This window comes from Enterococcus canis NBRC 100695 (genome assembly GCF_001544375.1).
Classification (GTDB): Bacteria; Bacillota; Bacilli; order Lactobacillales; family Enterococcaceae; genus Enterococcus_H; species Enterococcus_H canis.
The window spans coordinates 176,740-196,468 of sequence record NZ_BCQJ01000006.1 but is presented as its reverse complement, the minus strand read 5'-3'; the positions used below and the strand labels follow the sequence as shown (position 1 = coordinate 196,468).

The 19,729-nt window shown below is 39.0% G+C and carries 20 protein-coding genes and 1 pseudogene; 15 read left to right on the top strand and 6 right to left on the bottom strand.

All coding sequences use genetic code 11. The annotated features are described in order from the left end of the window. Positions 1–9: 9 nt before the first annotated feature. Together ECA01S_RS10190 and ECA01S_RS10185 are read left to right on the top strand one after the other, a co-directional pair. A complete protein-coding gene (locus tag ECA01S_RS10190; RefSeq protein ID WP_067394905.1) occupies positions 10–912 on the top strand; it encodes a prenyltransferase in 903 nt (300 codons plus the stop codon). Between the two features lie 42 nt (positions 913–954). Next, positions 955–2,163 carry an NAD(P)/FAD-dependent oxidoreductase gene (locus ECA01S_RS10185; RefSeq protein ID WP_067394903.1) on the top strand — a complete coding sequence of 403 codons (1,209 nt, stop codon included), beginning with the start codon at positions 955–957 and terminating at the stop codon, positions 2,161–2,163. Between the two features lie 55 nt (positions 2,164–2,218). On the opposite strand, the gene ECA01S_RS10180 is transcribed toward ECA01S_RS10185, so the two are convergent. Together ECA01S_RS10180 and ECA01S_RS10175 are read right to left on the bottom strand one after the other, a co-directional pair. Next, positions 2,219–3,304, bottom strand: a complete 1,086-nt coding sequence (locus ECA01S_RS10180) for an ABC transporter permease (protein ID WP_067394900.1) — start codon at positions 3,302–3,304, stop codon at positions 2,219–2,221. Then, complete coding sequence (locus ECA01S_RS10175) at positions 3,301–4,029, bottom strand: ABC transporter ATP-binding protein (RefSeq protein WP_067394898.1); 729 nt, start codon at positions 4,027–4,029, stop codon at positions 3,301–3,303. The genes ECA01S_RS10180 and ECA01S_RS10175 overlap by 4 nt, the downstream gene beginning before the upstream one ends. 138 nt (positions 4,030–4,167) lie before the next feature. On the opposite strand from ECA01S_RS10175, the gene ECA01S_RS10170 reads away from it, so the two are divergent. From ECA01S_RS10170 to ECA01S_RS10155, 4 genes are all read left to right on the top strand, one after another. After that, positions 4,168–4,746: an LOG family protein gene (locus tag ECA01S_RS10170; protein ID WP_067394895.1), complete on the top strand. Its 579-nt coding sequence runs from the start codon at positions 4,168–4,170 to the stop codon at positions 4,744–4,746. Further along, positions 4,743–5,321, top strand: coding sequence for a histidine phosphatase family protein (locus tag ECA01S_RS10165; protein WP_067394892.1), 579 nt, complete (start codon positions 4,743–4,745; stop codon positions 5,319–5,321). Before ECA01S_RS10170 ends, ECA01S_RS10165 begins: the two co-directional genes overlap by 4 nt. A gap of 93 nt (positions 5,322–5,414) precedes the next feature. Beyond that, a complete protein-coding gene (locus ECA01S_RS10160) occupies positions 5,415–6,122 on the top strand; it encodes an ABC transporter ATP-binding protein (protein ID WP_067394889.1) in 708 nt (235 codons plus the stop codon). After that, positions 6,119–7,747 carry a hypothetical protein gene (locus tag ECA01S_RS10155; protein WP_067394886.1) on the top strand — a complete coding sequence of 543 codons (1,629 nt, stop codon included), beginning with the start codon at positions 6,119–6,121 and terminating at the stop codon, positions 7,745–7,747. Before ECA01S_RS10160 ends, ECA01S_RS10155 begins: the two co-directional genes overlap by 4 nt. A gap of 54 nt (positions 7,748–7,801) precedes the next feature. Here the strand turns inward: ECA01S_RS10155 and ECA01S_RS10150 are convergent, their stop codons facing one another. Beyond that, positions 7,802–8,164: a YxeA family protein gene (locus tag ECA01S_RS10150; protein WP_067394883.1), complete on the bottom strand. Its 363-nt coding sequence runs from the start codon at positions 8,162–8,164 to the stop codon at positions 7,802–7,804. Positions 8,165–8,349: 185 nt separating this feature from the next. On the opposite strand from ECA01S_RS10150, the gene ECA01S_RS10145 reads away from it, so the two are divergent. Next, the gene (locus tag ECA01S_RS10145) at positions 8,350–8,751 is read left to right on the top strand and encodes an Ohr family peroxiredoxin (RefSeq protein WP_067394880.1); all 402 of its coding nucleotides are present in this window, start codon (positions 8,350–8,352) and stop codon (positions 8,749–8,751) included. A 475-nt stretch (positions 8,752–9,226) separates the two neighbouring features. Then, positions 9,227–9,613 carry a hypothetical protein gene (locus ECA01S_RS10140; protein WP_245631217.1) on the top strand — a complete coding sequence of 129 codons (387 nt, stop codon included), beginning with the start codon at positions 9,227–9,229 and terminating at the stop codon, positions 9,611–9,613. A 358-nt stretch (positions 9,614–9,971) separates the two neighbouring features. Here ECA01S_RS10140 and ECA01S_RS10135 read toward each other — a convergent pair whose 3' ends face one another. Next, on the bottom strand, positions 9,972–11,564 hold the full coding sequence (locus ECA01S_RS10135) for an ABC transporter ATP-binding protein (RefSeq protein WP_067394877.1): 1,593 nt from the start codon (positions 11,562–11,564) through the stop codon (positions 9,972–9,974). 22 nt (positions 11,565–11,586) lie between these two features. Continuing rightward, positions 11,587–12,447 (bottom strand): helix-turn-helix domain-containing protein, encoded by an 861-nt coding sequence (locus ECA01S_RS10130; RefSeq protein ID WP_067394874.1) that lies wholly within the window; start codon positions 12,445–12,447, stop codon positions 11,587–11,589. 371 nt (positions 12,448–12,818) lie between these two features. On the opposite strand from ECA01S_RS10130, the gene ECA01S_RS10125 reads away from it, so the two are divergent. The 7 genes and pseudogenes from ECA01S_RS10125 to ECA01S_RS10100 all read left to right on the top strand — a co-directional run bounded on the left by ECA01S_RS10125 (position 12,819) and on the right by ECA01S_RS10100 (position 19,014). Continuing rightward, entirely contained in the window at positions 12,819–13,352 is a 534-nt protein-coding gene (locus tag ECA01S_RS10125) for an RNA polymerase sigma factor (RefSeq protein ID WP_067394871.1), read from the top strand. Further along, positions 13,339–14,400, top strand: a complete 1,062-nt coding sequence (locus ECA01S_RS10120; RefSeq protein ID WP_067394868.1) for a DUF4179 domain-containing protein — start codon at positions 13,339–13,341, stop codon at positions 14,398–14,400. The genes ECA01S_RS10125 and ECA01S_RS10120 overlap by 14 nt, the downstream gene beginning before the upstream one ends. A gap of 64 nt (positions 14,401–14,464) precedes the next feature. Next, a pseudogene (locus ECA01S_RS14830) lies at positions 14,465–14,635 on the top strand (transposase); the annotation flags it as partial. Between the two features lie 239 nt (positions 14,636–14,874). After that, positions 14,875–15,549, top strand: a complete 675-nt coding sequence (gene sapR / locus ECA01S_RS10115) for a two-component system response regulator SapR (RefSeq protein ID WP_067394865.1) — start codon at positions 14,875–14,877, stop codon at positions 15,547–15,549. Positions 15,550–15,559: 10 nt separating this feature from the next. Then, positions 15,560–16,579, top strand: coding sequence for a sensor histidine kinase (locus ECA01S_RS10110; RefSeq protein WP_067394862.1), 1,020 nt, complete (start codon positions 15,560–15,562; stop codon positions 16,577–16,579). Positions 16,580–16,742: 163 nt separating this feature from the next. After that, positions 16,743–17,609 carry a GRP family sugar transporter gene (locus ECA01S_RS10105; protein WP_067394859.1) on the top strand — a complete coding sequence of 289 codons (867 nt, stop codon included), beginning with the start codon at positions 16,743–16,745 and terminating at the stop codon, positions 17,607–17,609. Positions 17,610–17,631: 22 nt separating this feature from the next. Beyond that, positions 17,632–19,014, top strand: a complete 1,383-nt coding sequence (locus tag ECA01S_RS10100; protein WP_067394856.1) for an amino acid permease — start codon at positions 17,632–17,634, stop codon at positions 19,012–19,014. Positions 19,015–19,083: 69 nt separating this feature from the next. On the opposite strand, the gene nrdG is transcribed toward ECA01S_RS10100, so the two are convergent. Next, positions 19,084–19,680 carry an anaerobic ribonucleoside-triphosphate reductase activating protein gene (gene nrdG, locus ECA01S_RS10095; protein ID WP_067394853.1) on the bottom strand — a complete coding sequence of 199 codons (597 nt, stop codon included), beginning with the start codon at positions 19,678–19,680 and terminating at the stop codon, positions 19,084–19,086. Positions 19,681–19,729: the final 49 nt, after the last annotated feature.

The following is a 19,729-nucleotide window of genomic DNA, read 5'->3' as shown; positions in this document are numbered from 1 at the left end:
GGTGTTGCCGTGACTTTGCCGGTTTTTTTGGAGCTAGTAGAATTTAAAGCAAAAACAGCCAGCGTTTTGCCCTTTTTGATTGGGGTCTGTTATAGCTGGTATCATTATCAATCGCTCCACTTAGGCTATGTAGTTATCTATTTTATCGCCATGCTGATTTTTAATATGGCGGTGGATATTTTGGATAACTACAATGATTATCATCATGCGACACAAGTCCATGACTATAAAGAAAAGACCAATATTATTGGTCGAGAGCACTTGAATATCAAACAGGTCTTTTGGCTAATGATCAGTATGATCGTGATTTCTGCTACGATGGGGGTTATTCTTTCCTTCTACGTAGGCTGGCCCTTTTTGGTGATGGGGATTTACTGCTATCTGGTGGGAATTTTTTATTCATCGGGTCCGCGTCCCTTATCCAGTCTACCCCTAGGAGAGTTATTTTCCGGTCTGACAATGGGTTTCATGATTAGTATGATCTGTGTTTATCTAAATGCTTATCAAGTGTTTACTTGGAACCTGAGTACTGTAGCGGGGATATTTCTGATTGCATTACCCAATACACTGTGGATTGCAAATTTAATGTTGGCAAATAATATTTGTGATTTAGAGGAAGATGAAAATAATAATCGCTACACACTGGTTCATTATCTAGGGAAAAAACGATCCTTGCATTTATTTACAGGGCTTAATGTCCTGGCTTTTGTCGCCATTCTAGCAATGGCCATTTTACGATTAGCTCCGTGGAGTGTCTTAGGCACTTTTTTGATCGCGCCGTTTGTTTTTAAACAGACCCGGCTCTTTTTAGCCAAACAAGTGAAAAGAGAGACGTTTATCTGTGCAGTACGAATTTTAGCGGTAGGAGCGACTACATTGGTGTTCTTTTTTGCTATTGGTCTATTATTCTGATTGATCTGATCAGAAATGAAATAAGGAAAGGATGCGCAGAGAATGAAAGAGGTTGTAATTTTAGGAGCAGGTTATGGTGGTTTGCGGGCATTGCATGTCCTGCAATCCCATCAAGGTGAGTTTCATGTGACGCTGGTAGATCGCAATGATTACCATTATGAATCCACTGATTTACATGAGGTGGCAGCAGGGACTCAGCCGGCAGAACGGATTCAGTATCCAATAGAAGATGTGGTGAATTCCAAGACCACCACGTTTATAAAAGATGAGGTAACATTGATTGACCGCACGCAAAAACAAGTGACCCTTAAAGGCGGCCAAACATTACCGTACGATTATTTAGTTGTTTCATTAGGTTTCCAATCAGAAACCTTTGGTATTCCAGGAGCCGCGGAAAATGCGTTGCAATTGGAAGACGTTGAAACAGCAAAGCAAGCATTGGCGCATATTGAAGCCCAAATGAAAGGCTATGCGCAAGATCCAAAGCCAGAAGCTTTGAATATTGTCGTTTGTGGCGCGGGCTTTACCGGAATTGAATTGTTAGGTGCTTTAGCAGAAAATAAGGAAACATATGCTAAATGGGCTGGTGTTGAGGCAAAAGAAATCAAGCTTTATTGTATTGAGGCCGTGACCCGCCTATTGCCGATGTTTGATGAAAAATTGGCAGATTACGGGATAGACCATTTGAAAGAATGGGGTGTGGAATTCTTAACGGGGAAACCTATCAAGGAAATCAAACCTGGTGTCGTCATTTATCAAGAAGATGCTGCCACCAATACTAACGCTGAGTTGGCCGCAGGCACGATCATTTGGACCACTGGTGTTTCTGGTAGTCACGTAATGGGAGATTCTGGGTTTAACCAAAGACGGGGCCGTGTCACGGTAGCCGATGATTTATCAGATCCAGATCATAGTGAAGTCTTCATTATTGGAGACGTCGCCGCTGTTATGGATCCAGATAACCAACGACCTTATCCCACTACTGCCCAAATTGCGCTGAAGATGGGTGCGACTGCTGGCAAAAATATTCTGCACCTGTTAGCAGGAGAAGCGACCGAAAAATTCACTTTCCATTCATTAGGCTCTGTTGCGTCGATTGGTAATACCCATGCTTTTGGAGTGGTTGGCAAAACCAATGTCAAAGGCTATCCTGCCTCCTTTATTAAAAAAGGAATTCTTGACCGCTCGCTCTTTGAAACCGGCGGTGTTAAAGAAGTCTTATCTAAAGGACGCTTTGATTTTTATCATTAAGAAGATAGAAGGAACTGCTGCTCAGAAAGTTGAGCAGCAGTTTTTTTGTTATACTTCAGACCTTTCGATATCGTTTCAGTCCAATGATGTTCAAACAAGTGAAACCAACTAGAAAAAGCAGTAGCACGCCGAGGTTGGGGGCAATCGTTGAGAAATCGGCGCCTTTGATCATGACGTCAGACAATGCTTGACCACCATAACTTAGAGGAAAGATATAGCTCAACTGATGAACCCAGCCATCCATACTGTCTAAAGGAATCAAACCTGAGAAAAAGACCTGTGGAATCACCACGATGGGAATAAACTGCATCATTTGAAACTCGGAATTAGCGAAGGTGGAAACGAAGATGCCCATGGCTAAGGCTACCAACGCAATCAAAATATTTGTCAGTACGACCCATAAGAGATTACCCGCGATAGTAAACTGCAAAATATAAAGAGCAAAGAAAACAATCAGCAACGTCTGGATGATGGCAAATAGGCCGTAACCGGCGAGATAGCCCAAGACGATTTCGCTACGCTTGACCGGTGTTGCCAAGACGCGTTCTAGGGTACCGGAAGTCCGTTCCTTCAATAAGGCGATACCAGACACTAGAAAGACAAAGAAAAAAACGAAAAAGCCAATCAATATGGGTAAAATTTTATCAAAGAAAGTACTGTCAGCATGACCATACACATAGGCTGCTTTCAAAGTATAATCTGGTAGTTTGACGTTCTGGCCGGTTTCCTTGGCAAAAATTTGGACTTCTTTCGTCAAGGTCTGTAAGTGGTCAATAGTTAAACTGTTTTGGATTAGCCCCTTCAACTGAGCAGTCTTAGCGGGGTCCACGTTTTCATAGGTAACTAAGAGCGTACGATTGTTGAAGGAGAGAAAGGCATCCAAATGGTGCTCTTGAATCATTTTTTCTGGCTCATCGGTTGAAAAAGTCCGACTGTGGACATCTTTGGGTAAATTTTTAACAACAGCTGAGGGTACGTCTGCAGTGACGCCAAGCTGAATATTCACTTCGTCATTGGTATCAAAAACGACTTTCATTAAGGTTAGAATCAGCATAGGTGCCAGTAACATCAAGGCGAGTGTTCGCTTATCACGGATTAACTCTTTGATGACACGGCTGAAGATGGCGCGAAAGCGAATCATGAAGCGTTCACCTCTGCTTTCAAAAAGACTTCTTCGATAGTTCGTGCTTGAAATTTCTGTTTTAGTTCAGCAGGCGAGCCCCAAGCAAAAAGTTTTCCAGCGATAATTAGGCCGACGACATCACATTTTTCGGCTTCGTCCATGGCGTGAGTGGTGACGATAATCCCTTTACCTTGCGTGGCAAGCGTTCGCAACTGTCGCCAAATTGTGATGCGGAGACTAGGATCGATTCCGACAGTAGGTTCGTCCAATATCAAGAGATTGGGATCAGCTAAGAGTGTGATGGCTAAGGACAAGCGGCGTTTCATACCACCAGAAAAAGTGGCGACGGGCTGGGATAACACATCTGCTAGATCAACGAGCTGGCTATATTTTGAGATTCCCTCGTACAATTGAGCACCAGTAAGTCCCATCAGCGAACCGAAGAAGACAAGATTTTCATGGGCGCTAAGGGATTCATATAAAGCGTCACTTTGCCCCATATAGCCTACGCGTTGCAGGATCTTTCTATTAGGCATTGGCGTTCCAAATAGAGCGGCTTGTCCCTGGTCCAGTTTTTCCATACCCATTAGGCTTTTGATGGTAGTCGTTTTGCCAGCGCCACTAGGACCAATCAGACCTAGAATCGTCCCGGCTTCTAAATGCAGAGAGACATCCTGTAAAACAGGCTTTTTAAAGGTTTTATACGCATTTTCTAGTAAGGCTACGGGCTGTTCAGTTGACATAGAATCACTCCATTTCCATTCTGTCCTCAGTATAGAGCGATTTCAAAAATTAGCAAGAAATCCGCTAAGAAAGATTGAAAAAGTAGGTGGAGTGAATTTCGCTTTGTGCTATACTGCGGAGGAACGGAGGAGAACAAGATGAATATTGTCGTATATTGTGGCGCCAATCCAGGCCTAGATCCGCATTTTGAGGCAGCTGCCCGCAAGCTAGGCCGCTGGATCGCAACAGCTGGTCACCGGCTGATTTTTGGTGGAGGTAAGGTGGGCTTAATGGGTGCTGTTGCTGATGAAGTATTGGCTGCTGGCGGAGAAGTTATTGGTATTATGCCAAGTTTTCTACACGAACGTGAGCTAGCCCACCCGCATTTAACTGAGTTAAAGCTAGTTGCGACTATGGATGAACGAAAACAGCAGATGTTGGCATTAGGTGATGTTTGTTTAGCATTACCAGGTGGCGCCGGGACGTTAGAGGAAATCACGGAAGTTATCTCTTGGGCGCGTATCGGCCAGAATGATAATCCTTGCATTTTATTCAATGAACAAAATTATTATGCCCCGTTAGCGGCGATGTATGATGCGATGGTTACACAAGGCTTTTTATCAGCCGAAGATCGGGAAAAGACCCTGTTTTCAGATTCACTACCAGAAATCGAGGCCTTTATTGCCACCTACACACCCCCTAAAACCAGAACTTATCAACAGGAGGAAATTCGATGAAGACTGTTTATTTAGTACGCCACGGGCAAACTTTATTTAATCAACAACATAAAATTCAAGGCTTTTGTGATTCACCGCTAACGGATTTGGGTATCCAGCAAGCTAAAATTGCGCGAAGCTATTTAGAAAAGAATGAGGTCACGTTTCAAGCGGCTTTTACTTCCACTTCAGAACGGGCAGTAGACACACTGGAATTATTGACAGACCAACCTTATGAACGGCGTAAGAATCTGCGTGAATGGAATTTTGGAAGCTACGAGGGTGAAGGGGAACATTTGAATCCACCCTTGCCCTATAACGACTTTTTTGTACAATTTGGTGGTGAAGCCCAGACTGAGGTGGTTGCACGAATCAATCACGAAATCACAGAAATTGCTGAGCAGCATGAGGGACCGATTTTAATCGTGACTCATGGCGGGTCGATGGCAAATTTTTACCGTCAGTGGGAGGCACATAGTCCATTACGCCGAACCGGTCCTATCCAAAACTGTTCCTTTTTCCGTTACGAGTATGAGGCGGGAACTTTTCGTATAGAAGAGATCATTCAGCATGATTTCAGCCAACTGCATCAATAGGAAGGAGAATTTTGTCGCTTCACGAACGATATTGTAAGGTCAGGCTACGTAGATTGAAAGCGTGTTATACTGACTCAAAGGAAGTGAGTAAAAATGGAATTAGTGTTGTCAGAAGTAACCAAGAAGTTTGACGAGAAACAGGTATTGGCAGGAGCTAGTTATCGCTTTGAACAAGGGAAGATTTATGGACTGTTAGGTCGTAATGGCGCTGGTAAAACGACGCTGTTTAACTGTATTGCCAAAGATTTACCGATTGATAGTGGCGAAATCTATTTGGAGCAGGCTGGCCAGCGGAGCAGTTATGAAGCGACTGATATTGGCTACGTGTATGCCACTTCTCATGTACCGGCTTTTATGACGGGCTTTGAATTCATTAAATATTTCATGGATGTGAATCATGATAAGCTGCGAAAACCCGTGAAAACACCAGAGGAATATCTGAGCTCAGTGGGAATTGCGCCGGAAGACCAAGGACGCCTATTAAAGGATTATTCTCACGGAATGAAGAATAAGGTGCAGATGCTGGTTTCCTTGATTGTGGCGCCCCCCGTTTTGTTATTGGATGAACCTTTAACGAGTTTCGACCCAGTAGCTGCTCATGAAATGAAGGAACTGATTCTAGGGTTGAAACAGGACTCCATCATTATTTTCTCCACCCACGTTTTACAATTAGCTCAAGATTTGTGTGATGAGATTGTCTTATTGCATCAGCATGAACTGCGGCCAGTGACAGATGATATCCACGATCCGGCTTTTGAAGAAGAAGTTGTCAATATGCTTAAAGCAGGTGATCCTGCATGAGGGATTTTTTCCGCTATTATTTATTTGAACGCCGGATTGCCTTTACTAAAACGTGGAATGGTTGGCTTTATTTTTTACGAAAGTTGCCTTTAATTGGTAAGCGACTGCCCACCAGTCCCTATCGTTGGTACGGTGTGAAAAATTTTTTAGGCAGTGTCAGTAATATTCTGCGCTTTGTTTGGACACCCTTAAAAAAATTGCTGTGGCTCACCGGCTATTATGCTTTAGCTAGCTTTATCACAAGCGTTGCATCCGGTCGCCCCTTTTTAACTGTTTTTACGGCATTTGAACAACCGACAATCTGGTTGGCCAGTTTAGCTTGGCTCGTATTCGTCCTCCTGTGGTATCAGATTCCTTTCAGTCTTTGGCAAGTCTTGGACCAAAAGGAATTGGATACGATGTTGAGCTTTCAATTGTCACGCCGTCTATTTGTTTATGGACGTTTGTATGTAGATCTCTTATGGGACTGGCTATGTTATAGCCAGTTGATTGTGATTGGCTTGGTCATTGGTCAGCCATTTTTAGGCGTTACGCTCTTTTTAGCTTATGGTATCTTGCGCCTAGCTGGGGATATGTTTCGTCGTTTTTCTTTTAAATATCAATTGCGGAAGTCCGTTAAGAGAGTATGCTCTTTGTTTTATTTTATGGGCACCGTGGCGTTCGCCGCTGGCATGAGCTATCTTATTTTGACAAATCAACCGCCTTTTTTTGCGACAATTTGGGGACTAATCCCCCTTTTACTGTTGGTGGGGAGCTACGGATTGCTATTGCGGCACTTTCCAGAAGAAGCCTATCTGTATCAATTAGTGGCTAGTGCTATCACTAACTTTACCGATGAAAGTACCGTCTCTGGAAATGAATTCGTGCAAGAAGGCTTGGCCATGCAAGAAGCGTTGCAATTGACACCACTACGGACCGAAAAGCTAGCAGGAACGGAGTATTTGAATGCGTTGCTTTTTTCCCGTTACCGCTCACTGTTAAATCGGGCTTTCCGTATTCGAGCTACGATTATAGGTGCAGTTGGATTACTGATAGTGCTGGTCTTAGTTGTGACTAGAGAAGCAATTCCCGAAAAGCTGATTTTAACCTTGATACCAGTATTATTTTTTATCATGTATCTGTTAAGCTTCGGGAAAAAAATCGTGCAAATGGTGTTTGTAAACTGTGATATTTCCATGCTGTATTATCCATTTTATCGCCAACCACAAACGATTTTGAACGGTTTTTGGTATCGGCTAAAAGAGACTTTACGATACAACGGCTTGTTAGCGTTAGAAATTTTTGTGATTTATTTGTTGGTTGCGGCAGTCCAAGGTTTTCCTTACTCTTTAGGCATCACGGCTTTGATTTTACTGAACCAAGTCAGTTTGACGCTGCTGTTTTCGTTTCATGAGCTGTTCGTTTATTATTTATTACAGCCTTTTACCGGAGATATGCAGGTAGTTAACCCCGCCTATAAATTTATTAGCGGTGCCTTTTACTGGCTGGCTTATATGAATACCAGGTTAAATATCGCCAGCATCTATTATGTACTGCTGATCTCTTTCGTCAGCCTGCTATATGTTGGTATTGGCTTACTAGTGATTCGCAAAAAGGCACCCCAGACATTTCGGATTAAGGATTAGAAGCGTCCATTAAAATAAAAATGACCCCAGATGCTTTGGGGTCATTTTTGTAGTCTAATTCATTTTAGCTAAAGCCGCTTTAGGGACATCTTTTTCATTGACTTCTTCCCAAGAGATGACACCTTTTTTGTCATTGACTAATAGCTTCAAGTAAGCGTCTAAACGAAGTGGTTTGTCGCGTCCTTCATGAAGTTCAATGTCCTTTTCGGTACCTTTTTCATCATAGGCCGGTTGATCTTCATAAGTATAGAAGGGAAAATCTTTGCCACTATCATCTTTTTCCATGTGTTGCTCAGGTGTCGTAGTGATTTTAGTATAGTAGCTGTCGCCGCCGTAATTGTCTTGGTACCAGAAATAACCGCCAGCCCCACCGCCTACGACGATTAAACCTAAAATAATTAAAATTGCTTTTTTCATGTTGTTCATCCTTTCTGAATGACTTTAGTTTACCTTGTGTCTTAACTAGTGTAATCCGACTAAAGGCGGAGATGCTACTAACAGATTCGTCACTTTCCGTACGGTTCGGTAAGTCACAAGCAAATTCCATGCATCGAGAAAATGGGAAGCGTATACTTAAAGAAAAGACAAGGAGGAATCACTACATGAAAAAAATGTACGAAACAGCGATGATCAATCATGGTGGTCGTGAAGGCGAAGTTCAAGCTCCTAATGGTTCGATGAAAATGAAGATTACAGCACCTGGTTTGCATGCTGAAGGAACCAATCCGGAACAATTATTTGCGGCTGGTTATGCTTCTTGTTTCAATGGTGCGTTGCAACTGATGCTGGAACAAGGCGGTAAAGACAATGACAGTACGGTAAAAGCCCGGGTTTCTCTTTACCAAACAGATGATGGTGGGTTCCAAGTTGGAGCCGTTTTAGAAATCCACATTGAAGGGATGGCTGAGGCAGAAGCAAAAGAATTCGCAGAAAAAGCTCATGAATTCTGTCCTTATTCAAAAGCCACTCGTGGAAACATCGAAGTAGAATTAGAAATCGTTTAGGCAAACTGAGTGTCCATTGTGGGCACTCTTTTTTTAGCTCCGTTAGATTAGATTCTTTGGAAGGATAGTTATGCTGAAAAAGGAATAAATATGGTATTGAAATGGTAAAAAATTGACTCCGTGGAATTTTATAAACAATATATAAAAACGTTGCAATTCTTTTTGGGTATTAAGGACTACTCATTTTATTCTGGTTGTTACTGGGCCGACCTTGATAGTTTTAGATAGCATAACTGGCTTTTTACCGGTAAGAACCCATATTGGAAATACTGCTACTCTTTTTTACAACTTAGAATGTGGAAATTGGAAAAAACTTCCAGTAGTGGACAGGTTTCTGTAAAACACAGATATATTTATTTGGGAAATTTGTGGTACTTCAACCTTAAGAATCGTTTATTATTTTAATGATGGAATGGCCTTTTTCTTTTTAAACAGCTACGATAAGATGAGTATATTTAAAAAGGACATGATAATTATGGAAGAACTAGATTGGAATGATTTGACCCAAAATAGTGATTATAATTCTGGATGTGGAATTTTTTTTATGTTTGTTATATTTTTGGGAATGGCAGTACTTTTAATAACTGTCAAGACGGCAGATTATTTTCTGAATACTCCTGAAGAACAAATACAGAGAACCCTTCGTAAGTTTGAAAAAATACCGCCTTACGATCCACGAGATAATTCATTTCAGGTGAAAAAATTAGAAGAATCTTCAAATGAAATGAGCTTTGAGGTTACAATCAAATCAAGTGACTTCAAGGAAAAAGATAAAGTATACAGTTATGTTGTAAAGGCGAAAGTGACAAAGAGGTTAATTTTTACTCCTAAATTAGAAATATATAGTGTTGTAAGAGAGTAATAGTGTTAAAAGAATTGGAAAAACTGCAGAAGTCGATTCTGATATGAAAAACAAAGTAAAAGGTCCTATTGAAGATGTAAAAGAAACATTGATAAATAGTTTCATAAAAGGCAGACCATATAGGCCTGCCTTTTTTACATATCTTTAATTACTTAAACGATTTAAAAAACGTCCGTATGCATAACTTAAGACAATGGCCCGCGTCGCTCGTTTGTGGATGATGTTTTTGACCCTGATCTGCTTTTGAGTGAAGTGTATATCAAAGCAATTCAAATTCGCTTTACCTAGTACATGACATAAAAGGCAGTGATCATAAAAACGTCTTTGATGCCTATATTGATTAGGGTGAGACACAGATTCATAAAGTTAAAACACCATCTAATTTTTTTCTAATGCTTGGATCTAAATGATGCGAGATCATAATTACACTTATATCAGCTATATCTAAAATAAGGTTTTCAATCTGTAGTGCGATTTCTTTATCTAAACTAGATGTACTTTCGTCTAATAACAGTATAGATTTTTTCCTAACTAATCCTCTTGCAAGAGATATTCTTTGTAATTGCCCCCCAGAGAAATTTTTTCCATTTTCAGAGATAATTGAATCTAAATTTTTAGTAAAGCTATCCAAACCAACGTAACGGAGAACTTCTTCTATTTCGGAGTCTGTAAAATTATCACCTAAGTTAATATTCTCTCTAATTGTCCCATTAAAAACATAAGGCTTTTGTTCAATATATGTTATAGAATTTAATATATCTTTTTCTCCAATAGATTCAATATTAGTATTATTAAAATAGATTTTTCCTTCTGTAGGGTTTAAGTTTTTTGTGATCAATTTAAGAATTGTTGACTTCCCTGAACCACTTTTTCCTTCTATTGCGTATTTTTTATTTGGTTCAAATTCATAATTTAAATTGTTTATTATATTTTCTTTATCTTTGTAGCCAAAAGATATTTTTTTTAGTTCTATACCTTGTTCTAAATTTTTAGTTGAATTACTATTTTGTAGCGGTCTTTTTCCACTTGTTTTAGAAAATTGGGCAATTTTGTCTATCAATGGTTCGATACTTTGAATAGATGATAAATATTGACTTAAATTACCAACAGTATTAAAAACAGTTGCAGATAGACTGACGGTTGCTGTTATCATTCCTATAGAAATTGCACCAATCAATGCTAAAAAGCCTGAAAGTGCATAGGAAGATATTTGCCCTACTACATTTCCGATACCGCCTATTATTGCTACTTTACCCATTAAAAATGATTGCTTATTTTTTTCTTCAGCTAAAGAAACATACTCTTTCTTTAATGCCTTAATTAAATAATCTATATTGTTAAATAAATAAAATGTGCTAAATCCTGCTAATAAGTTTGTAGTTTTAGAGACAGATGATTCATTAGCTTTTGTTATTGCTAAAGTAGCAGTTCTTATTTTTTTCCCTAATAGTTTAGGCAGCTGGATTATGATAAAGATTTCAAAAATTGTTAATAACAATAATGACCAATGTATATAAAATAAAGAACCTAAAGCCAAGACTAGATTAATTGAGTTAGACAAAAACTCATAAAATCTGTTAAACCCAGCTTGCTCAATTTGATTAATATCATTATTCAACCATGATGTATAGATACCTTCATTATTTTTTGAGAATTCCTCACTAGATAACTCGTCAAACTTATTAATCACTTGAAACCTTAAATAATTTGACATTTTTTGTGTCGTTTTACTGACTTGTTTTATTTGTAAGTAAGTAAATATAAGGAAAAGAGAAAAGATTATGATCAATTTTATTATATTATGCCAAAATACTTCAAAATCAAATTGTATGAGTGCATTTAAAATAGAAGCATTTACGAAACTTACTAATGTAGTACTAATCCCGGCTAAAATCATAAAAAAAATGACGAATGCATTATCTTTCCAGAAATATTTAATAATACTTCTCATTCTAAAAACCTCCTGTAAAAATTTATTCAATAGCTTTTCCTATAATAGCTTTAGTATATTTTTTTATTTCTTGATAAGTATTAATAAGTTCAATATCATTGAAAATATTTATTGATAGTAGTAAGTTGTTTTTATTTTCATCAGAATCAATACTTATGAAATTAATAAGATTTTGATAGAAATTAATCATCAATTTTTGAAAAGCTAATTCTGGCGTAATTTGTATTCTTTTCAATAAAAATAAGTAGTTTTGTGCTTTATAAATTTTTTTTGATTCTAGCAATAAAGAAATAACATTCAAGATTAACGATGAAATGATAATTTGAACGTTAATTGGGCTACTTTCTAAAGGATATTTATGCAATATTTGAGTTATAAAGGACTCAATAATATCAGAATCATATAACATAAAAACATTTGCTAAGATTCCAATATTATAAAGATTCCAGTCTTGATTTAAGAATATTAATTCTTTAAGTTCATCCACCGTTTCACTAGGTAGATCTTGTATCCTACCTTCTAATCGATAGATGAGAACTGTGATAGTCAAAAGATAATATTTTTTATTCTTTAGTTTTTTACTAGGTAACTCTTTTAAAAAATTTTTTAAAAACAGCAAATTGTCAGAATAGTATGCTTTTTGAATTTCTGTATTTATTTGTGATGTATTATCATTAAAATTCACCTCAAAAACTTCTCTAAAAAAATCTACGTAATCGATATTGTTTTTTGATAACAGTAATAGTAAATCTTCGGCACTTATCCTGTGGGTCCCATTTTCAACCTTAGAAAGAAAAGATACGGAACAAATCCCCTCACAAAAATCTTTTAATGATTTTTTTTCTAGTAATCTTACTTGCTTTAAATGATAACCTATATTCATACCGTATCTCCTTTTTTTCGTATACGAAAATATTTATTGTTTATATTTTATTAGAATATGCTACATGTATCAATTAAAGATATAAGTAAAGGGATATTTTGACACTGCCATAATTTTGACAACTAGGAATGTGACAATATTTCTAGTATGATCATTCTTCCTATAAAAATAATTTGTACTTTGAAAACTACCTTATGTAAGTCTTTGACTGCTATTGATTTACAATATAAGAATATTTAATTTCTGATTTATTCGATTAAATTATATTTAGATTAAGCATTGATAAAAAATCAATGCTTTTTTTATTCGTATGCAACCTTTTGAAGTTTTTCGTTATCTAATAGAGTGTAAGCAAAGAAAGGGGTATGAATATGCCGCAAAAACATTTAGTTAAGCAAGCTATGAAAGGCAATCAACAAGCTTTTGTGACTATAATCCAACAACACGAAAAAAAGATGTACAATTTTTCAAAAAAGTATCTTCATTCAGAACAAGACATAGAAGACGCCTTACAAGAAGCAATACTTTCAGCCTATAAGAATCTACATACACTAAAATCACCAGAATATTTTTCTACTTGGCTTTATCGCATATTAATTAATGAATGCCAGAAGAAATGGAAAAAAGATATTCTAGAAAATCAGCTAATGGAAAATATGGAGAAAGACATGTCATTGAAGGGCACAAGTGGTTATGAGCAGAATATTGGGCAGTTAGTGGATGGTCTGAAAGAGATTTATCGGGAACCATTAATTCTCTACTACACTGTTGGTCTGTCTGTGAAAGAAATTAGTGAAGTTCTGAATGTTTCTACAAGCGCGATAAAATCTCGTTTATCTAGGGGAAAAACAATTTTACGAACGACTTATTTCAAGGAAGGAAGCGAACGTTATGGAGAAGTTTGAGAAAGAAATGGCGGATTGGATGAAAGAAGAGCAAGAGATTCCAGCAGGTGTGAGAAGTCGTTTGGACGAAACCTATAAAGAAATACTTTCGGACACCCCTATAGTGAAACGTAAAAGAGGTCGAGTAACAAAAGGATTACTTTTAGCAGCCATAAGTATGCTATCATTAGCTGCTGTTCTTACATTCACCGATGTAGGGCAAGCATTATCTAGTTTTTTAGGATTTACACAATTTACTTCTGAAAAGGTACAAGAATCTGGATTTGTTTCTAAACAAGCAGCTACGGCTGAAGAGGAACATACAAAAGTCAGTCTGAATGAAATCTATAATGATCAAAACGAGATAGGAGTTTCGTTAACTGTCGATCTAGAAGCAGATTCTCCTTTATTAGATGAATCGCTAGATAATTATTCCTTCTCTATGGCAGTGCAAGATAAACAAAATAACTTTATCTATGATTTAAATTCAGGCTTACGAGAAAATGGAGAAGCGGTATTAAGTACAGGAACTGGAAGACTTGAGGTCTCTAAAAATGAAGAGAAACATCAGCTAAATATCTTATTTAAAATGGAAAATGACTCAGGTAAAAATGTTGATTTAAACGATGGAAAAGTTACCGTTACATCAATTAGCGCTTTCGAAGAGGCGGGAGAGCCAGGTTTTCATACAAAAGATGAATTAAATACAGCGGACATATCAGGAAAATGGGTTCTACCAATTACGAATAAAGAATTTGTTTCATTTAAGCCTGTTTACTTCAAACCGAAAGATAAAACTTACAAAGATGCGATTGTAGCAGAAGCTTCACCAACTACTCTAGTCGTAAAAATTAAGAATAGCGAAATAGAAAAAATAAGAGGAACTGGCGATCCAATGGACGTCACTATTATAGATGAATCAAAACGTTATCCACGGAAAGAGGGCTTTGAAACCGAAATAAATGGAGAAAAAATACAGCAGTATAACTTTGGATATGGGGGGTATGATTCTGAATCAGAGTTAACCTTTAGTCTCCGAGGCAACACCTATATTTTAGAAAAAGAGTAGTCGTAAGATTGATATGCTACCCCTAACTAGGACAAGGAAATACTTAAGTCTTAGCTAGGGGTTTTTAGTATGGAAAAAGAAAGGTACCCATCTTTTTGAAGCCAAAACTATCAGAAATAAAAACGAAAAGGTGATGAATCAGCGGAACGATTTTCTGAATAAGTTGAGTACAGAAATGATCAAAAATCACGATACTATCTGTATTGAAGACCTAAACACAAAAGGGATGTTACGTTAACTATAGCTTAGATAAAACCAAGAACCGTAGGAACTACGGGAATAGCTTAGTAAATAAAAGACACCGCTGTGAGTAAAGAAATGTGCTCTATTCCCAACTACCACTTCAATCGTTAAAACTGTTAGTTTTATCTAAGTGGTGAGTAGTTTAAGGAACGATTATAATTTCAGTCTCACGCCCGATAGTCATGCAAAGAATGATTTGATAAGGTACAATAAGGAAAAGGATGTGAGTATATGGCAAAGATCATGATTGTTGAAGATGAACAAACGATCCGTAACTTGATAGTCGAAGAGTTGACCAAATGGAAATTTGAAGCATTTGCGACGACCGATTTTAACAAGGTGTTCCAAGATTTTGAACAAGAACAGCCAGCTTTGATCTTATTAGATATCAATCTTCCCGTTTTTGACGGTTTTTATTGGTGCCAAAAGATTCGCGAGGTTTCCAAGGTACCCATCATTTTTATTTCCAGCCGTAATACCAATATGGATATGATTATGGCCATGAATATGGGTGGGGATGATTTTGTCACTAAGCCTTTTTCGATTGAAGTGCTGATTGCGAAAATCAATGCCTTACTGCGTCGTTCTTATAATTATGTCGAAACCGCTAGCGAAGTAATGGCCCACAATGGCATCACGTTAAATGTGGATAACGGCACGATGGAAATCAATGGCGAGAATATTGATCTAAGTAAAAATGAGTATCGTTTGCTCTATATCTTGATGAAAAAACACGGCAAAATTATGAGTCGTGAAAAATTGTTGCGGGCTTTGTGGGAAGATGAGCGCTTTGTTGATGATAATACCTTGACGGTGAATATCAATCGTTTGCGCAAAAAAATCGAGCAGGCGGGGATCAAGGACTATATCGAAACTAAAGTCGGCCAAGGCTATATTGTGCCATAAGGAGTAAAAAATGACGATTCGAAAATATTTAAAGGATCGCTGGCTCTTATTTATCGGTTGGTTTGTCTTTGTGGGCCTGACAGTGTTGATTATGTGGCTGACGCCTGGGTTTGAATTAGCTGTGAGTACGGTTATTTATTTAGTCCTTTTAGAAGCCCTCTTACTGGTCCTTTTTTTAGGAATCGATTATAGTCGGCGTCGCTATTTTTGGCAGTCCCTGAATTTAAATGAAGGCCCGGCCTCTTTGCAGAATTATTTGGAAGTGGCTACCAGTGAAGAAGAACTGTTTTTACAGGAATATATGAATAGTTTACTGGCGGAGCATCAGCAAGTCTTGCAGGGAGCAATCAATAGTCAGCAGGATCAAAAGGATTATATCGATTCTTGGATTCACGAGATCAAAGTACCGTTAGCCGCAGTTACGCTACTTTTGCAAAGTGTCGAAGATGATATCCCCGAGCAAAAATATTATCAGCTGGAAAATGAACTGACTAAAATCGATGAATACGTGGAGCAGGTGCTTTATTATGCCCGCCTAGATAGTTTTTCTCGCGATTATCTGATTCAAGAATACTCAATAAAAGGCATTTTACAGGAAGTTGTTAAGCAGCAACGCAATTATTTTATCCAAAATTCTTTGCAATATGCCTTTGAGGGAAATGATGAGTTGGTCTTAACAGATGCCAAATGGGTGGCTTTCATTTTACAGCAAATTTTTAGCAACGCCGTGAAATACACACCACCTGGTGGAAAAATCGCAGTCAAAGTCAGTTGTGACCAAAAAGGGGTGCATTTAGCTATTACCGATACTGGTATTGGGATTCCCCCGGCGGATCTGAGACGAATCTTTGATAAAGGGTTTACCGGTGAAAATGGCCGCCGAGCGCAGCAGCATTCCACGGGGCTAGGATTGTATTTAGCAGATAAGCTCTCTGAAAAACTAGGGCATAAATTAACGGTCAACTCAGAAGTTGGTAAAGGGACCACGGTTACCTTAACCTTCCCAACCTTGACCTATTACGATCAATAAGTGGTTGGAACAGAAGTGTTTATTCAGATAGGAAGGGTCTAGAACATAACGCAAAATGTTATGTTTCAGACCCTTTTTTGCTTTTTAGCCGGATTTTTCTTGCTTTGGACTCGTTTTCTCTGCTAGACTGATTTTTTAATCTGACAATTAAGGGTGAGTATAAATGGAATTACTATTAGCATTAGTGCCGATGTTTGCTTGGGGTAGCATTGGCTTAGTTAGCGGCAAACTAGGAGGCAGCGCCAATCAGCAAACGATGGGCATGACGGTAGGGGCTTTGATTTTCTCTACCGTCACTTTCTTGATTTTACAACCGACGATGAATTGGACCGTTTTATTCGTGGGGATTATTACGGGGCTGTTTTGGAGTATGGGGCAGAATGGTCAATTTCACGGCATGAAATATATGGGGGTTTCGATTGGGCTGCCCATTTCTACCGGCATGCAACTGGTGTTAAACACCGTGGCCGGTGCTGTCTTTTTCCATGAATGGCAAAAGGGACGTGATTTTGTTTTTGGCTCATTGGCTTTGGCCTGTTTGATTTTAGGTTCCTATTTGACCGCACGGCAAGATGGTAGCGAAACACCTAAGACAGAGGCCTCTATGTTTGACTTTCAAAAAGGGTTTAAAGCATTGATCTATTCGACGATTGGCTATGGCTCTTACACGATTTTGATCAATGCCGCCCATCAAGATCCCTGGGCCATCATCTTACCGCAAAGTGTCGGCATGGTACTGGGTGCTTGCTTGTTTACGCTAAGGAAAGAACCTTTATGGAGCAAAGCAGCCACTAAAAATATGGTGAGTGGTTTGCTATGGGGATTGGGGAATATCTGTATGCTGTTGACGATGCAAAAGCTCGGACTGGCCATTAGTTTCTCCTTATCACAAATGGGCATTATCATCTCAACATTAGGTGGTATCTTCATTTTAGGCGAGCATAAAACGAAAAAAGAATTACGATATGTGGTTGCAGGTTGTCTTTTTGTTATTTTAGGTGGTATCATTTTAGGGTATATGAAAGCTTAAGGAGAGAATTTGGAGGAGTATTATGTCTTTTTTTCGGAAAAAGTTGATTGAACCGCCTAGTGCCGCCCAAATTTCCATGAAGCGCGACCTAAAAATCAAGGATTTGATTTTCTTAGGTATCGGCGCTATCGTGGGAACAGGAATTTTCGTGGTGACTGGTGTTGCCTCAGCAAATTATGCCGGACCTGCTTTGATTTTATCATTTGCCTTAGCGGCAGTAGCTATTATTTTATCCGGCCTGGCCTATGCTGAATTTGCTTCAAGGATCCCAATATTAGGCGGACCCTACGCGTATATGTATGTGGTCTTTGGTGAGCTGACGGCTTGGTTAGCAGGTTGGTTAGTGATCTGTGAGTTCTTTTTAGCTGTTTCATCGGTGGCTTCGGGCTGGTCGGGTTATGTGCATGGGTTTCTGGAAAGTATCGGTATCACGATTCCGACGGCATTAAGTGCGGCCTATAATGGTGAAAACGGCACCTATGTTGATTTGATTGCGATGTTGGTGGTGGTTTTGGTGACCTACTGGGTTTCCTTAGAGGCCAAGACTGCTTTGCGGTTGAACAATCTGATGGTTTATGTGAAGTTTGCGATTATTGCTTTATTTGTAATAGTGGGTATCTTTTACGTCCGTCCGGGTAACTGGCAGCCCTTTATGCCGTTTGGTTTTTCTGGCGTCTTAAATGGCGCGGCTTTAGTGTTCTTTGCCTTTCTAGGCTTTGATGCGGTCAGTATGGCGGCTGAAGAGGTGGAAAATCCGCAAAAGGACATTCCTAAAGGAATCATTGGGTCGATTGCGCTCGCAACTATTTTGTATGTAATTGTCACCTTGATTTTAACCGGCATCGTGCCTTTTGATCAGCTGGGTGTCAAAGACCCCGTCGCGTTTGCGATGCGTTTTGTCGGCCAAGGCTGGGTGGGCGCAGTGATTTCGGTTGGGGCAATTTTAACTCTCTTAACCGTAACGATTTCCATGATGTATAGCCTAGCCCGCATGCTTTACGCGATTAGTAAGGACGGCCTATTGCCTCGTTTTATGAGCGAAATTGATGAAAAAAGACGAACACCTAAAAAAGCAACTTATGTAGCGGGTGTTTGTGCCATGATTTTTGCTGGTGTCTTTCCTATGGAGCTATTGGCAGAATTTACCAATATCGTGAGCCTCATGTATCTGATTTTAATGGCCGTGGGGATTATCCGGCTGCGGAAGATGTTAGGTGCTCCCAGTGCCCATGAGTTCAAAATGCCGTGGGTTCCCGTGTTACCAATCATTTCGATTATTGCTTGTATTATTCTAATGATTCAGTTGACCACTACTACTTGGATCGTGTTTGCGATTGCCTTGGTAATTGGTTTAGCTATTTACTTTGGCTATGGCTACCGCCACAGCGCTATGAATCAGAAATAAGAATCGATATAACAAGACCCCCTGACAACATTTTAGTAATTGTTGTCAGGGGGTCTTGTACTACCGCAATTAAATGCTTTTTTTGATTTGTTCGTAGGTTTCCGTGCCATCGACACACTTTTCCCAGATAACGGCTTGACCAGCAGCTAAGGATTTTTGGACATCAATGATTCGTTGATTACTGCTACCGCGGAATTGTAATTTTAGGTCGCGCTTGGCTAGTTCAAAACGGCCGTCCACTAAAATATCGATACTATGCAGCAAGGCTAGCTTATCGTCGCTTTCCAGCAATAACTCTTCAAATGTATAGCCGCTCCAGCTCCAAATATCTTTGCTGGTACCAAAGACTTCTCGGACTTTTTGGACTACTTGTAGGCAGACTTCAGTATTTAGAAAGGGTTCGCCACCTAACAGGGTTAGCCCTTGTACGTAATCGTGACTAAGGTCCGTGATGATAGTTTCTAGGAGTTCATTGGTAAAAGGCGTGCCGTAGCGGAAATTTTGGACGGCCTTATTAAAACAGCCCTCACAAGCGAAGAGACAGCCGCTGACATAGAGACTATTACGTACGCCTTCGCCGTCGACAAAATTAAAAGGCTTATAGTCAGCGATCCGTTGTTGACTGTATTCTTGGGAAAGCCACTCTTTTGGTTGCGGATTATTCATGGAGATGCCTTCTTTCTATTGGAAAACAGTTTTTAAGAAGATCCGCATC

What these genes read in the sequence shown, in the direction of transcription:
- ECA01S_RS10185 (WP_067394903.1), top strand. Translation starts at nt 955, where the DNA reads ATGAAAGAGGTTGTAATTTTAGGAGCAGGTTATGGTGGTTTGCGGGCA.
- ECA01S_RS10180 (WP_067394900.1), bottom strand. Translation starts at nt 3,304, where the DNA reads ATGATTCGCTTTCGCGCCATCTTCAGCCGTGTCATCAAAGAGTTAATC.
- ECA01S_RS10175 (WP_067394898.1), bottom strand. Translation starts at nt 4,029, where the DNA reads ATGTCAACTGAACAGCCCGTAGCCTTACTAGAAAATGCGTATAAAACC.
- ECA01S_RS10170 (WP_067394895.1), top strand. Translation starts at nt 4,168, where the DNA reads ATGAATATTGTCGTATATTGTGGCGCCAATCCAGGCCTAGATCCGCAT.
- ECA01S_RS10165 (WP_067394892.1), top strand. Translation starts at nt 4,743, where the DNA reads ATGAAGACTGTTTATTTAGTACGCCACGGGCAAACTTTATTTAATCAA.
- ECA01S_RS10160 (WP_067394889.1), top strand. Translation starts at nt 5,415, where the DNA reads ATGGAATTAGTGTTGTCAGAAGTAACCAAGAAGTTTGACGAGAAACAG.
- ECA01S_RS10155 (WP_067394886.1), top strand. Translation starts at nt 6,119, where the DNA reads ATGAGGGATTTTTTCCGCTATTATTTATTTGAACGCCGGATTGCCTTT.
- ECA01S_RS10150 (WP_067394883.1), bottom strand. Translation starts at nt 8,164, where the DNA reads ATGAAAAAAGCAATTTTAATTATTTTAGGTTTAATCGTCGTAGGCGGT.
- ECA01S_RS10145 (WP_067394880.1), top strand. Translation starts at nt 8,350, where the DNA reads ATGAAAAAAATGTACGAAACAGCGATGATCAATCATGGTGGTCGTGAA.
- ECA01S_RS10140 (WP_245631217.1), top strand. Translation starts at nt 9,227, where the DNA reads ATGGAAGAACTAGATTGGAATGATTTGACCCAAAATAGTGATTATAAT.
- ECA01S_RS10135 (WP_067394877.1), bottom strand. Translation starts at nt 11,564, where the DNA reads ATGAGAAGTATTATTAAATATTTCTGGAAAGATAATGCATTCGTCATT.
- ECA01S_RS10130 (WP_067394874.1), bottom strand. Translation starts at nt 12,447, where the DNA reads ATGAATATAGGTTATCATTTAAAGCAAGTAAGATTACTAGAAAAAAAA.
- ECA01S_RS10125 (WP_067394871.1), top strand. Translation starts at nt 12,819, where the DNA reads ATGCCGCAAAAACATTTAGTTAAGCAAGCTATGAAAGGCAATCAACAA.
- ECA01S_RS10120 (WP_067394868.1), top strand. Translation starts at nt 13,339, where the DNA reads ATGGAGAAGTTTGAGAAAGAAATGGCGGATTGGATGAAAGAAGAGCAA.
- sapR (WP_067394865.1), top strand. Translation starts at nt 14,875, where the DNA reads ATGGCAAAGATCATGATTGTTGAAGATGAACAAACGATCCGTAACTTG.
- ECA01S_RS10110 (WP_067394862.1), top strand. Translation starts at nt 15,560, where the DNA reads ATGACGATTCGAAAATATTTAAAGGATCGCTGGCTCTTATTTATCGGT.
- ECA01S_RS10105 (WP_067394859.1), top strand. Translation starts at nt 16,743, where the DNA reads ATGGAATTACTATTAGCATTAGTGCCGATGTTTGCTTGGGGTAGCATT.
- ECA01S_RS10100 (WP_067394856.1), top strand. Translation starts at nt 17,632, where the DNA reads ATGTCTTTTTTTCGGAAAAAGTTGATTGAACCGCCTAGTGCCGCCCAA.
- nrdG (WP_067394853.1), bottom strand. Translation starts at nt 19,680, where the DNA reads ATGAATAATCCGCAACCAAAAGAGTGGCTTTCCCAAGAATACAGTCAA.